A 14034-nucleotide genomic window follows, 5' to 3' on the forward strand; every position below is an offset into this window, starting at 1 on the left:
AAAGCGCAGCCGCTGACTTGTCGAGGGTGCGAGCTTGGCGGTTCCACAGCTGGGGTAGTGCGGCGTCCTCTTCGTGTTGCAGCTTCAGCCTGCCCGGCCACGAAGAACCCCGCCGGGATTCCTCCGGCCGGGTTTCCGATGTGCCTTCAGGCGATGGTTACTGCTGCTGGAGATTCAGGATTCTGTTTGGAGCCGTATCCTGCTGCTGTTCGGACTGCGGCCTGCGCCGTGGCAGAACCTGCTGCAGCAGCATGCCCGGGTTGAGTTCCAGCGAGGGCTGCCCGCGCACCGGCCTGCAGTTTGGATAACGGCCGATCATGCCTTCCGGGCAACGCCGCCTGAAGATCGGCTGGCACTGGCCGTTGACCATTTGCGAGCCCGGCGCGCATTCGCTCTCTTGCCTGGACCGGCGGCATGCGCCGTCGATCACCCGGGTTCCACGCGGACAGACACACTCGCCGCGCTTGTTGTGGATCTGGCCGCGAATGTCGCACTGCTCCACATCGGGCTGCTTGCGCCGGCACACTCCATTGCGCAGCTCGGTCCCCCTCGGGCAGACGCAGTCGCCATTGGCGTCGTGGACCTGGCCGCGGATGGTGCATTGCTCAGGCTCCGGCTGGAGAGCCCGGCAGGCTCCCTTGCGCAGTTCGGTCCCTCGTGGGCAGACGCATTCGCCTTCCGCGCCGTGGACCTGGCCACGGATGGTGCATTGCTCGGGCTTCGGCCTGTCGCGCACGCAGGCGTTGGCATCCCGGTCGAGATGCGTGCCCTTGGGGCAGGTGCAGCCATCGCCGTCCGATGTCGGCACCGATCCCGGTATCGCGCAGCCCGGCCTGGATGTCTTGACGCAGGCGCCATTCTCCAGCTCGGTCCCGCGCGGACAGACGCAGCGTCCATCCTCTGTGCGGACCTGGCCCTCGAGCAGCACGCAACGCTTTGGCTCCTTCGGCGGGATGATGACGCCGCCGGACGAGCACTGGCCGTTGCGATAGGTGGTGCCCTGCGGGCAGACGCACCGGCCGGCGTCGTTCATGACGAAGTCTGCCGAGCATTCCTTCTTCGTCTCATGCCTGATGGTGAAGGGATGGCAGGCATAGGCCTTGCCGCGATCGGCTTGGGTGTTGGCCTGGTCGCGGGAAAGCACATCGCCGCCGCCCTGCACCCGCGTATCGGGAGAAAGCACGCCGACGCAGTTCTGGCCGTTGACGCTGCCTTGCAGATTGGCCAGGCGGCCGTCGTCGGGGATGACCAAGGTGACGTGGTGGACGCGGCTTTCGCCGGCGCCAAGTGTCAGGTCTGCGATGCAGGACGCAGGCAAGGCCGCCGGTTCCGGCGAGCAGCCGAAGGCCGGCTCGATCGAGGTGATCGCGACGCCTTCCAGCCGGCCGAGGCCTTCGACGCCGATCGCATCGCCGATGCGGACAGGGCCGGAAAATTCCGCCGGGCCGTCGTTGGTGATGGTGATCTCGAACGAGCAGGGTTCTCCGGGCCGGCACTCGCGGTCGCCGGTCTTCTCGACGCGGATGGACGAGACCCCGCCGCCCTTGGCGCAGGCCCGGCCGACCGGATGGACGACGTCCTCGCCCTGCGCCGGGCCGTAGGAGCCCCGCGCGCAATTCTCGAACTCGCCGTTGGCCGAAACCGTCACGTCGAAGTGCCTGCTGGTTCCGGGTGTCATGACGGCGCCTGGAATCTGGCACGCCAGCGTGTCGGCCGGAACCGGCCCGCATGCCCATTCCGCGCCGTTTGATGTGACGGTCTGGATCTGGACGGGCGCGCCGCCCGCCACCAAAGTGGCGGCATCGTTGACCCGCACCGGACCGGTGGGGGCAGCCGTGCCGGCATTGCTGACGGTGATGCGGCAGGAGACGAAAGCGGCACCCGCCAACGAACTGCCGCATGTCTTGGTGATACGCAGGACAGGCTGGCCGCCATTGGGACGAGGGATGCGTTGCTTGGCGCAGGCCCGGTTGTTGGTGAGGTCGGTTTCGCCGGGGATCGGTTTCACCTCGGCGCAATTCTCGACCGTGTCCGACCGGTAGCCGGCCGGCACCACCGCCTTGACGACGATCGCCGTCAAAGCGCCCGGCGGCAGCGAGATGCCGGCATTGTCGCAACGGAACTGGCCGGGGCCGTTCGGACCGCATGTCCAGGGTGGGCTCGGGCCAAAGGTCGAGGAGGCCGGCGCGCCCCCGGGATAGGTGTCGACCACGGTCAGCGGCCCGTTATAGGTCGAGGTGCCGTTGTTGATGATGTCGATGACGAAGCTGCACACGCCATCGGCGGTGCAGGCTTCCGCGCGGGCACGCTTTTTCAGGATCAGGTCGGCCTTCTTCTCGACCGGCGGCCGGCAGTCGCGATCGCGATCGCCACGCCGGCAGATCGGGATCGAGGCGCAGCCACGGTCGTTGGCCTGGCTGCCGAACAGCGGCTTGCCGCTGGCGGCATAGTTATAGGTGGCACAGTTGCGCAAGCTGCTGCCTTGCCAGCCGCCAGCCGGCTTGAAGCCGAACTCCAGGTCGATGAAAGCCCCCGGATTGAGCGTGGTCACCGGATGGGTGCACATCATCGGGGTGGCGCCGGGCACACAGGTCCAGGGCGGATTGGGTCCCGAATCGAGCGTCGAGCCCGCCGGCAGCGTCACCTCGTCGAGCACGATCTTGCCGTTGTAGGGCGCGTCGCCGACATTGGTGACCCGGATGCTGAAGTCGCAGCCGCCGCCCATGGTGCAGCGCGTGACATCGGCGCGTTTCTCGACCTTCAGGTCCGGTTCCCTGTCCTTGGGCGGACATCTCTGGTCGCGCGGGATGACGATGTCGATGGTCTGCGTGCAGCAGAGCCCCCAACCCTCTTTCGGCCCGGCATAGGTCTCGATGCCGGTGACGACGAGGTGGATGACGTCGCCGGGCGAGGCGCCGACGATCTTCCAGTTCAGCACACCGCCGCCGGCCGGCACCTTCTGTGTGTCGGGGACGATCGTGATGCCTGGCGTGGCCGTCGAAAGCTGCACCCACTTGCCGCCCATCTCGGGACCGACAGGCATATGGTAGATGAACGCGCCGCCGCCGGGCACGCAGTCGACCGTGCCGCGCTCCACCTTGAAGCATTCCTTGCCCGGAGGCGGCGGTGGCGGCGGATTGCACTTGGTCAGGTCGATCCGGATCGAGGTCTTTTCGCCGGTGAGAAAATTGCCGTCGTCCGGCTTGCCCGGATCCTGTGAGGGAATGATGGTTCCCGTGCCGGTGCCGACGGTGACTTTGACCAGGCCCTGATTGTCGACCGTCGCCGGCGCGGGGAACGCCGCGTGGTCGATCCTGGCGGTGATACGGAAAGTGATGACGCGTTCGCCCGGTGCGCCCGAGCCGTCGAGATCGGAAGCGGAAATCCGGAAATCCGAAACCGTTGCCGTGTCGTTGGGGCCGGCCGAATTGCTGATGACGGCGGCAGGCAGAGGTCCGCCCAGCGCATCGGTGCCGTCACCGGAGACCTGCATGTCGACGATTTGCAAGCCATGCGGGAGCTGGTCCTTGAAGTCGAGCCGGGCCCTCTGCAGCGAAGCCGACAGCCCCGGACTGGAGAAGTCTTGCGGGGCGCCGCGCAGGCCGAAGCTCAACGTGTAGAAGACATAGTCGCAGCTTCGCTGGCCGCCGGTCTTGGTGAAGAACGGCACGGCCCGTCCGGGCTCCGGATTGATGATGTGCGGATTGTCCAGCTTGAATTCCATATTCGGGCTGGCGGCCTGGACGGTCCTGGCCGGAGCCGTGTCTTCGGCAAGTGCCGGCAGCGCAGGCAGCATGGCGACCGCGATACCGGCGGCCACCAGCCAGCGCGCGCCGCGCCTGGCATATGACAGGCGCCTCGTGTTCATGACGGTTGATTTGTCGGCGACGCCCAGCGGGGAGAGTGCGAGATTGTTCATCGTCCCCTCCTCAACGGTCGCAGCTGACGGCTGGCGTTCTGAGCGGCAAGGTCATCTTGCAGCAAGGGTAGTAGCCGCCCTTGTCCTTGTCGGACTTCCTGTAGAAGCAGAGTCCGACATCGACCGTGTCGCCCGGATCGTGGCCGGTGATGCCGATCGTGTATGGCTTGCCAGGCACATGCGACATGGGCGAGGTCACCCCGACGCCTGGCGTCCTGGATTGGGCTTTGATCGAATCGCCCCCGAGGCCGGCATGGTCATGGAGATAAAGGTCCGCCTCGAGCCCGCGCGGTGTGCAGAAATACCTGACATCGTCGACATCGAGACAAGGGGGCAGGTTGCCGGGCGGTTGGAAGTCCGGCGGATAGAACGGTGGCAGATAGCCGCCCGGGATTTCCTCATAATAGCCGGCGCGGCCCTCGCAGGGGTGCCAGACGGCGACGTCGCCGACATGGCCTTCCACTTCCGGGTCCTCGAAATAGCCGTCGAAGTCGACGAACCGGGAGCCGAAAGGCGGCACATTGGCCGGCTTGACCAGCTCCCTGGGCGTGATCTGCACGCCATGCACGGCGAGCGGCCCGCCAGCGGCGAGCCGCTCGGCAAGAGCCGGATTGTCGCGCAATTTATCGCCGGTGTTGACCAGCGTCCGGGTGCAGGCCGACGTGTCGAGATCGCCCTCGGCGTCGTAGCCATATTGCAGGTCCAGCCCGCCGGCCGACTGCCTGAAACCTTGCGGGAAGCCGACGGCATATTCCTGCGGCGCTTCCACCCAGACCGATTCCGTTGCCGGATCGTCCGGGTTTTCGCTGAAGTAGCGGATGACCTCGCCCTTGCCGGAATCGGCGAGCTGGCTGTAGTCGTAGCGGTTCTCGACCGGGCCGCGCTGGGCCAGGTACATGAAGCCGCTATCGTCGAAGGCGATGTCGGTGACGGCGTAGTCCTTGTCGGCCTTGACCGTCAGCTCCCAACGGGGATCGCCGGCGAAGCGGCCGTCGCGGGCAATGCCCACCGACCAGATCTCGGCCTTCTCGCCGACGGAATAATAGAGCCGGCCGCCATGATAGGCGACGGCCCAGACACGGCGCTCGTCCTGGGTGTAGCCCCAGGTCTCGGGGTCTTCCGTGTCGAAGGCCGCGCCCTGTATGTCCATGACGGCGCCATCGTCGGTGACCGGAGCCAGGCCATGCGCCGGGCGCCCGGCGACGCCATGGTCGAACGTGTCGACCAGCGCGCCATTGGGGTCGATGCGATGGATCAGACCGGTATCGAGGTCGGAGGCGAAGACCTGGTGGTGGATGGGGTCGAAGGTGAGATTTCCGATGCCGGGCCCGCTGTTGGTGTCGATGTCGGCGAATTTGGCGACCTGGCCGGTGATGCCGTCGACCTTCCAGATGGTGCCCGGCCCGCCGCCGTTCTCGGTGCCGAACTGGCCCTCCATGAAGGCAGCGCCTGCCATGCCGCGGTGCTGCCGCTCCGGACGGCCGTCATCGTCGGCGTCAGGCGTGACGATGCGGATGCCGTGCAGCGAGGTGGCGCCGGCATAGAGATTGGGAACGCCTGACGGGGCGCCATCGCGCATGCCGTCATCATAAGTGAGGCCGAACACCTGGCCGATCTGGCCTGATGTCACCTCGAAAGGCGGCGGCGTGTAGACGAGTTGGCCGGAGGCCGGCCCGCCCAGGCTTGAAACGTCGAAAACGCGCAAGGTGGCGCGCGCCGTGTCGATGAAGGTCTCGTCAATCGGATCGACGCCGGGCGGCAGGCCCCCCTTTTCGGAATCTGAAGAGTCGAAATCGGGAATGACGGTGCCGGAAAATCCGGTGACCGCCATCGAGCCGGGATAGATGATCCGGGTTTCCTGCGCCCGCGCGGGGCCGCCAAGCCATAGGCCGGCGGTCAGCGCCAGGACAAGAAAGGCGCTGGCGGCCTTCGCCACGCCGCCCAAACGGCCGGCACGAGAGGGCGCGAACCGGCGGTGATCGCGAGACATGGAACTCCCCCCGAAGTCTAACGGAGAACCAACCGATCCTGCCGCGCAAACCAGCGCAAGGCGCGGCGTTCCAGCACGTTCGTCCCCGATCGAATTGTCTGCTTTCCTCATAATTACGATACGCCTGCTCCTGTGCAGGGTCAACGGAACCAGCGGAAAGCCAAGCGCATCGACCCTGTCGCGAAGACGATGGTCGCGCCGAGCTCCTGTTGGTCGGGGAGGCCATGGCGTCCCTGGGGTGCTGGTCATGGTGGCTCCCTTTCCCGTGGCCGCATCATGCGGCGCCTGAGCGTCAGTCGCACGCGGAGGCGGAAAGGTTCACTGTGGGGCCCGGCTATTCTTTCAGACGCCGCGAAGCGGGCGGACGCGATGCCTCGGGCGCAGGCGTAATCGGGCCGTTTCGCCATCCGCTGTCGAGGATGGTGGAAGCCTTGCGCAGAATGCTTGCGCCCGATGCCGCCTGTTCTTATATACGCGCCAAGCCGTCCAGCGCCGCAACAGCGGTTGCCGAACGGGATTTCTTGTGAACAGGGGCTTTCGTCGGAACGCCTTACGGGTCCTGAGAGCCTGCTTAGCGGAGAGACTAGAAAAATGGCAAAAGTAATCGGTATCGATCTCGGCACCACCAACTCCTGCATCGCCATCATGGACGGCAAGGAGCCGAAGGTGATCGAGAATGCGGAAGGCGCGCGCACGACGCCTTCCATCGTCGCCATCTCGGGCGACGGCGAACGTCTCGTCGGCCAGCCGGCCAAGCGCCAGGCGGTCACCAATCCTGAAAACACCATCTTCGCGGTCAAGCGCCTGATCGGCCGCCGCTATGACGATCCGGTGACGGAAAAGGACAAGAAGCTTGTCCCCTACAAGATCGTCAAGGGCGACAATGGCGATGCCTGGGTCGAGGCCGGCGGCAAGAAGCAGTCGCCCAGCCAGATCTCGGCCATGATCCTGCAGAAGATGAAGGAAACGGCGGAAGCCTATCTCGGCGAGAAGGTCGAGAAGGCGGTCATCACCGTTCCCGCCTATTTCAATGACGCCCAGCGCCAGGCGACCAAGGACGCCGGCAAGATCGCCGGCCTCGAAGTGCTGCGCATCATCAACGAGCCGACCGCGGCTGCCCTCGCCTACGGCCTCGACAAGAAGGACGGCAAGACCATCGCCGTCTATGACCTTGGCGGCGGCACGTTCGACATTTCGGTGCTCGAGATCGGTGACGGCGTGTTCGAGGTGAAGTCGACCAATGGCGACACCTTCCTCGGCGGCGAGGATTTCGACATGCGCCTCGTCGAGTATCTGGCGGCCGAGTTCAAGAAGGAACAGGGCATCGACCTGAAGAACGACAAGCTTGCCTTGCAGCGCCTCAAGGAGGCTGCCGAGAAGGCCAAGATCGAGCTGTCGTCGACGACGCAGACCGAGATCAACCTGCCGTTCATCACCGCCGACGCCACCGGGCCCAAGCACCTGACGCTGAAGCTGACGCGCGCCAAGTTCGAAAGCCTGGTCGAAGACCTCGTCCAGCGCACCATCGATCCGTGCAAGGCGGCGCTCAAGGATGCCGGCCTGAAGGCGGGCGAGATCGACGAAGTGGTGCTGGTCGGCGGCATGACCCGCATGCCCAAGATCCAGGAAATCGTGAAGCAGTTCTTCGGCAAGGAGCCGCACAAGGGCGTCAACCCCGATGAGGTCGTCGCACTCGGCGCCGCCATTCAGGCCGGCGTGCTGCAGGGCGATGTCAAGGACGTGCTGCTGCTCGACGTGACCCCGCTGTCGCTCGGCATCGAGACCCTGGGCGGCGTGTTCACCCGGCTTATCGAGCGCAACACGACGATCCCGACGAAGAAGAGCCAGGTGTTCTCGACGGCTGAGGATTCGCAGTCGGCCGTGACCATCCGGGTCTTCCAGGGCGAGCGCGAAATGGCCGCCGACAACAAGGCGCTCGGCCAGTTCGACCTGGTCGGCATTCCGCCGGCCCCGCGCGGCGTGCCGCAGATCGAGGTCACCTTCGACATCGACGCCAACGGCATCGTCAACGTTTCGGCCAAGGACAAGGGCACCGGCAAGGAGCACCAAATCCGCATCCAGGCCTCGGGTGGCCTTTCGGACGCCGACATCGAGAAGATGGTGAAGGATGCCGAAGCCAATGCCGACGCCGACAAGAAGCGGCGCGCGCTGGTCGAGGCCCGCAACCAGGCCGAGGCGCTGGTGCATTCCTCGGAGAAGTCGCTGAAGGAATATGGCGACAAGGTCTCGGAAGCCGACCGCACGGCGATATCGGACGCGATCGCGGCGCTGAAGACCGCTACCGAGGGTGACGACGCAGCGGAAATCGAAGCCAAGAGCCAAGCGCTCGCGGAGGCTTCGATGAAGCTCGGCCAGGCCATGTACGAGGCCTCGCAGAAGGAAGCGGCGGAAGCCGATGCCAAGGCGGACGCCGCCAAGGACTCGGATGTGGTCGATGCCGATTTCGAGGAAATCGACGAGGACGACGACAAGAAGAAGTCGGCCTGAACCGGCTGACGGCAAGATAAAGCGGAAAGCCCGGCGCAAAGCCGGGCTTTTTTGCAACCCTGGCAGAAAAAGTGCGGAAAAAATCGTCGAAAAGCACGAACAGCTCCGCACCGGCCCTAGCATCCGGGCTGCGCCGATCCTAAATCGTGGCAACGTGCCGGCAAACGACGCAACACTGCATGAAGACGTTGAGCATCCGGACAGCGGGAAAAAATGAAAGCTGATTTCTACGAGACGCTGGGCGTGCACAAGGGTGCCGACGACAAGGAACTGAAGAGCGCTTTCCGCAAGCTCGCCATGCAGTTCCACCCCGACCGCAATCCGGGCGACCATGCCTGCGAGCACAAGTTCAAGGAAATCAACGAAGCCTACGAGACGCTGAAGGATCCGCAGAAGCGCGCGGCCTATGACCGTTTCGGTCACGCGGCCTTCGAGCAGGGCGGCATGAACGGCGGCGCACACGGCTTCGGCGCCGGCGGCTTCGCCGACATTTTCGAGGACATTTTCGGCGACATGATGGGTGGCCGCCAGCGCCGCTCTTCCGGCGGCCGCGAGCGCGGCGCCGACCTGCGCTACAACATGGAAATCTCACTGGAAGAGGCCTTTGCCGGCAAGACCGCGCAGATCCGCGTGCCGGCCTCGATCTCCTGTTCGGAATGCTCGGGAACCGGCGCCAAGCCCGGAACCCAGCCGGTCACGTGCTCGATGTGCAACGGCCACGGCAAGGTGCGCGCCACGCAAGGCTTCTTCTCCATCGAGCGCACCTGCCCGCAATGCCAGGGCCGCGGCCAGACGATCAAGGATCCGTGCCCGAAATGCGCCGGCCAGGGCCGCGTCACCGAGGAGCGGTCGCTGTCGGTCAACATCCCAGCCGGCATCGAGGACGGCACCCGCATCCGGCTTGCCAATGAGGGCGAAGCCGGCTTGCGCGGCGGACCGTCGGGCGACCTCTACATTTTCCTGGCGGTCAAGCCGCACGAATTCTTCCAGCGCGACGGCGCCGACCTCTACTGCAAGGTGCCGATCTCGATGACGACGGCCGCCCTTGGCGGCTCGTTCGAGGTGACGACGCTGGACGGAACGCAGACCAAGGTGAAGGTGCCGGAGGGCACCCAGAACGGCCGCCAGTTCCGCCTCAAGGGCAAGGGCATGCCGGTGCTGCGCCAGCCCAATGTCGGCGACCTCTACATCCAGACGGCGGTCGAGACGCCGCAGAACCTGTCGCGCCGCCAACGCGAGTTGCTGGAGGAGTTCGAACAGCTCTCCTCACAGGACAATTCCCCCCAATCGAGCGGCTTTTTCGCCCGCATGAAGGACTTTTTCGAGTCGTTCGGCGAGCGTTGATCGACGGCCTGTGCGCATATGGCTTGCCTTGCCGATGTCGGCGCTGCCCCTCACCTGCCGGGCGGCCAACACGCGCCGTGAAAACCGCAGTAGGCGCGCATTTTTAGACGCGACGAAAACTATCTTATCCACGACATTGGCATAACCCTGCCTTGCCTTGGGCGGCTTAGGTGTTAAGTAGCTCTCAGGGGAGCGCTGAGGAGAGCTTGCATGACACGTGGTCCGGGACTGCGGAAGGCGCTTGCCGAAAAGTTCGATGACGAGCTGAAGTTCTTCAAGGGCTGGATCGACAAGCCGAAGACGGTCGGCTCGATCGTGCCGACCAGCTCCATCACCGCCCGCAAGATGGCTTCGATCGTCGACCCGAAGTCCGGTCTGCCGGTGCTCGAGGTCGGGCCCGGCACCGGCGTCATCACCCGCGCCATCCTGGCCCAGGGCGTGAGGCCTGAAAACCTCTACGCGGTCGAATATTCCACCGACTTCGTGCGCCATCTGCGCCGGCTCTACCCCGGCGTCAACGTCATCGAGGGCGACGCCTTCAATCTCAACGCCACGCTTGGCGCCAAGAGCGGGATGATGTTCGATTCGGTGGTCTCGGGCGTGCCGCTGCTCAACTTCCCGGTCGCCCAGCGCATCGCCTATATCGAAAGCCTGCTTGACCGCATTCCGGCCGGCCGGCCGATCGTGCAGCTGACCTACGGCCCGATGTCGCCGATCCCGCCCGGCCGCGGCGACTATACGGTCAAGCATTTCGACTTCATCATCCGCAACATCCCGCCGACGCAGCTGTGGATCTACCGGCGCGAGGCGCATTAAGGATTGCGAAGCCGACCGCGAATGTCTTCGAAAGTCGTCATCCTGCGGCTTGTCCCGAGGATCTGCCGCATAGCGGTATCAGATGCGGTGGGCATTGGGACGAAAATGTCTGACTTGGATGCGTTGGCAGATCCTCGGGGCAAGCCCGGGGATGACGCTTTGCCTGATCTGCATTGATTTGAGCGGGCTCTGGCTGTACCTGTCCGGGAACAAGGTTGGCCAATGGCAGTGATCCCAAAAATCCTCGTCTTTGCCGGCTCGGTCCGGGCCGGGGCCTTCAGTGGCAGGACCGCCGACGTGGCGCAGAAGGAACTTGCGGTACAAGGCGCCGAGGTCACTCGCATCTCGCTCGGCGACTACCCCTTGCCGATCATGGATGAGGATCTGGAGAAGGAAAAAGGCGTCCCCGAAAACGCCCTGAAACTTGCCCGGATGATCATTGCCCATGACGGGCTGCTGATCGCCACGCCCGAATATAACGGCTCCATTCCGCCGCTGCTCAAGAACACGATCGACTGGGTGAGCCGGGTGCGCAAGGATGGCGGCCGTGCGGTGAGGCCGTTTGCCGGCAAGGTCGCCGGCCTCAGTTCGTCTTCCAGCGGACACTTCGCCGGGATACGCTGCATCAACCATCTGCGCGCCGTGCTGGTGCGTTGCCAGATGGAGGTGGTGACGCCGGAATGCTCGGTGCCGGAAGGCGGCAACGCCTTCGACGAGGACGGGCGTTTCAAGGACGAACGACTGCACCGAACCATGGAGCACCTATGCCGCACGCTGATCGAAACCTCGCGCATGCTGTCGACCCGGGTCGAGCCGTGATCGCCAACGCCATGCAGACCGACACAATGCGCGAAAGGCTGATCGTCGGCCTCGACGTGCCGAGCTTGAAAGAGGCCGAGAAGGCGGTACGCGAACTCGATGGCGTCGTCTCCTTCTACAAGATCGGCTACCAGCTCGCCTTCGCCGGCGGTCTCGATTTCGCCAGGGAGCTCGCCAGCGGGGGCAAGAAGATCTTCCTCGACATGAAGCTGCTCGACATCGACAACACGGTGGCCAAGGGGGTCGAGAACATCGTCAAGATGGGCATGACCATGCTGACGCTGCATGCCTACCCGAAGACCATGCGGGCGGCGGTCGAGGCGGCGAGAGGCAGCGAGCTTTGCCTGCTTGCCGTCACCGTGCTGACCTCGATGGACGAACAGGACGTGATCGACGCGGGCTACGAATACGACCCGCACACGCTGGTGCTGCGGCGCGCGGAACAGGCGCTGCATGCCGGCATGGGCGGCATCGTCTGCTCGGCCGCGGAAACAGAGGCGGTGCGCCGCATCGTCGGGCCCGACATGGCGGTGGTAACGCCAGGCATACGCCCCGCCGGCAGCGACCATGGCGACCAGAAGCGCGTGATGACGCCGGCGGATGCCATCCGCAGCGGCTCCAGCCATCTGGTCGTCGGGCGCCCGATCGTCGCCGCGGCGGACAGACGCGCGGCGGCTGAAGCCATCCTCGACGAAATGCGCTCGGCATAATTTCCAACGAACGGCTTCGGAGAAGAAGGATGCCCAAGGGATACTGGATCGCCCGCGTCGATGTGCGCGACGCGGAAGGCTACAAGGATTATGTCGCCGCCGCCAAGCCGGCCTTCGAGCGCTTCGGCGCGAAATTCCTGGCGCGCGGCGGCGAGCATGAGAAGGCAGAAGGGGCCGGCCGCGCGCGCAACGTCGTCATCGAGTTCGAGACGCTTGCCGCCGCGCATGACTGCTACCATTCACCTGAATACCAGCGCGCCGCCGCCATTCGCCAGAAGGTCGCCGACGGCGAGATCGTGCTGGTCGAGGGCGTCTGAGGCTATCCCGGCCGGCATCAGTGCCGGCCGCGGCCTTTGCACGAGTCCTGAGGTTCACATCCCGCAGCCTGGCCCAGCAGGCGGCGCCCCGCCCGGTTGTCTTTGAGCGACAACCGGCACAGTCGTTCGACAACGGCCACGACATGGCTGACGCATAATCCCTTTAGCAATCGCGTCCGAACAGCCCTTACACGGGGGTAATTTTGATGCCGGCCGATCGCGGGTTGACATGCAGGTATTTACCTGCATATTATGGCTTCACATCAGAGTGAACCCGATGGACGCGGACAAGGTTTTCAAGGCACTGGGCGACCCGACACGCAGAAGGCTGCTTGATCTTCTGTGCGAGAAGAACGGGCAGACGCTGGGCCAGCTTTGCGAACATCTCGATATGGCCAGGCAATCCGCCACCCAACACATCGACCTGCTGGAGGCGGCCAATCTGGTGAGCACGGTCAAACGCGGCCGCGAGAAGCTGCATTTCATCAATCCCGTGCCGCTGCACGAGGTCTACGAGCGCTGGGTGCGCAAATTCGAACGCCAGCGGCTCAGCCTGCTGCATGACCTGAAACAGGAACTCGAAGGAGAAGACAAATGACCGCAGAGACGACCAGCTTTGTCTACGTGACCTACATCCGCTCGACGCCGCAAAAAGTGTTCGAGGCCATAACCAGGCCCGACATCGCACGGCGTTACTGGGGCCATGAGAACGTCTCGGACTGGAAGGCGGGATCGAAATGGGAACATATCCGCGCCAATGACGAGCGCACCGTCGAACTGGTCGGCAAGGTCGTCGAGATCTCGCCGCCGACCCGTCTCGTGATGACCTGGGCAAACGCTTCGCAGGCCGACGATCCGTCGAAACACAGCCGGGTGACGTTCGCCATCGAGGAATACGACACGATGGTGCGGCTGACCGTCAGCCATGACGAACTCGAAGCCGGCAGCGGCATGGCGAAGGGCGTCAGCCAGGGATGGCCGGCGGTGCTGTCCAGCATGAAATCCTTCCTGGAGACCGGCAGCGGCATCGATATTTTCGCCAAGCCGAAATCGGCCTGACCAGCAAATCCGACTGCAGGAAAACGACAATGACCAAACGCTACACCGGCGGATGCGCATGCGGTGCGATCCGCTATGAAACGAGCAGCGAACCCATCTTTCAAAACCACTGCCAATGCCACGAGTGCCAGAAGCGAAGCGGCACGGGCCACAGCTCCTATCTGACCTTCCCCCGGCGAGCCGATGTGACGATAACGGGCGAAGCGAACACCTGGCGGGTGGCTGGCGACAGCGGCAACGAAAAGATCCACGCCTTCTGCCCGACCTGTGGAACGCCGGTCTACCTGACGCAAGTCGCGATGCCGGACCTGATAGCGGTCCACGCGACCAGCCTTGATGATCCCGGCCAGTTCAATCCGCAGGTGGTCACATATGCCATCCGCGGCCATGCCTGGGACATGATCGACCCATCGTTGCAGACCTTCGAGCGAATGCCGCAGGGATAATTCCGCCGGACGTCCATTTTCGCCGAGTAAGCTTGGATTTGCCGTCGCGCCGCTTAGAGCAGTTCACCGTTTCACGGGAAGCGGCGAGCCGCTCTATCTCTTTGTT

General features: G+C 64.6%; 11 protein-coding genes. 9 read left to right on the forward strand and 2 right to left on the reverse strand.

Going from position 1 to position 14034, the window contains the following annotated elements; translation table 11 throughout:
- Positions 1 to 157: 157 nt before the first annotated feature.
- On the reverse strand, positions 158 to 3919 hold the full coding sequence (locus FJ972_RS03110; protein WP_140524317.1) for a hypothetical protein: 3762 nt from the start codon (positions 3917 to 3919) through the stop codon (positions 158 to 160).
- 10 nt (positions 3920 to 3929) lie between these two features.
- Positions 3930 to 5909, reverse strand: a complete 1980-nt coding sequence (locus FJ972_RS03115) for a hypothetical protein (RefSeq protein WP_413466321.1) — start codon at positions 5907 to 5909, stop codon at positions 3930 to 3932.
- 591 nt (positions 5910 to 6500) lie between these two features.
- Here FJ972_RS03115 and dnaK point away from each other — a divergent pair.
- From dnaK to FJ972_RS03160, 9 genes are all read left to right on the forward strand, one after another.
- On the forward strand, positions 6501 to 8417 hold the full coding sequence (dnaK, locus tag FJ972_RS03120) for a molecular chaperone DnaK (RefSeq protein WP_140514198.1): 1917 nt from the start codon (positions 6501 to 6503) through the stop codon (positions 8415 to 8417).
- Positions 8418 to 8630: 213 nt separating this feature from the next.
- The gene (gene dnaJ, locus FJ972_RS03125) at positions 8631 to 9761 is read left to right on the forward strand and encodes a molecular chaperone DnaJ (RefSeq protein ID WP_140491627.1); all 1131 of its coding nucleotides are present in this window, start codon (positions 8631 to 8633) and stop codon (positions 9759 to 9761) included.
- Positions 9762 to 9971: 210 nt separating this feature from the next.
- Positions 9972 to 10577: a phospholipid N-methyltransferase PmtA gene (pmtA, locus tag FJ972_RS03130; protein WP_140514197.1), complete on the forward strand. Its 606-nt coding sequence runs from the start codon at positions 9972 to 9974 to the stop codon at positions 10575 to 10577.
- A 222-nt stretch (positions 10578 to 10799) separates the two neighbouring features.
- Complete coding sequence (locus FJ972_RS03135) at positions 10800 to 11396, forward strand: NADPH-dependent FMN reductase (RefSeq protein WP_140491631.1); 597 nt, start codon at positions 10800 to 10802, stop codon at positions 11394 to 11396.
- An 11-nt stretch (positions 11397 to 11407) separates the two neighbouring features.
- On the forward strand, positions 11408 to 12106 hold the full coding sequence (gene pyrF, locus FJ972_RS03140) for an orotidine-5'-phosphate decarboxylase (RefSeq protein WP_140524442.1): 699 nt from the start codon (positions 11408 to 11410) through the stop codon (positions 12104 to 12106).
- Positions 12107 to 12135: 29 nt separating this feature from the next.
- Entirely contained in the window at positions 12136 to 12423 is a 288-nt protein-coding gene (locus FJ972_RS03145; RefSeq protein ID WP_140491638.1) for a DUF1330 domain-containing protein, read from the forward strand.
- A gap of 277 nt (positions 12424 to 12700) precedes the next feature.
- Positions 12701 to 13021 (forward strand): ArsR/SmtB family transcription factor, encoded by a 321-nt coding sequence (locus FJ972_RS03150; RefSeq protein WP_140491640.1) that lies wholly within the window; start codon positions 12701 to 12703, stop codon positions 13019 to 13021.
- On the forward strand, positions 13018 to 13482 hold the full coding sequence (locus tag FJ972_RS03155; protein ID WP_140491642.1) for an SRPBCC family protein: 465 nt from the start codon (positions 13018 to 13020) through the stop codon (positions 13480 to 13482). The genes FJ972_RS03150 and FJ972_RS03155 overlap by 4 nt, the downstream gene beginning before the upstream one ends.
- A 29-nt stretch (positions 13483 to 13511) precedes the next feature.
- Entirely contained in the window at positions 13512 to 13928 is a 417-nt protein-coding gene (locus FJ972_RS03160) for a GFA family protein (protein WP_140524321.1), read from the forward strand.
- The last annotated feature ends 106 nt before the right edge of the window (positions 13929 to 14034 follow it).

It is taken from the genome of Mesorhizobium sp. B2-1-1 (genome assembly GCF_006442975.2).
GTDB lineage: Bacteria > Pseudomonadota > Alphaproteobacteria > Rhizobiales > Rhizobiaceae > Mesorhizobium.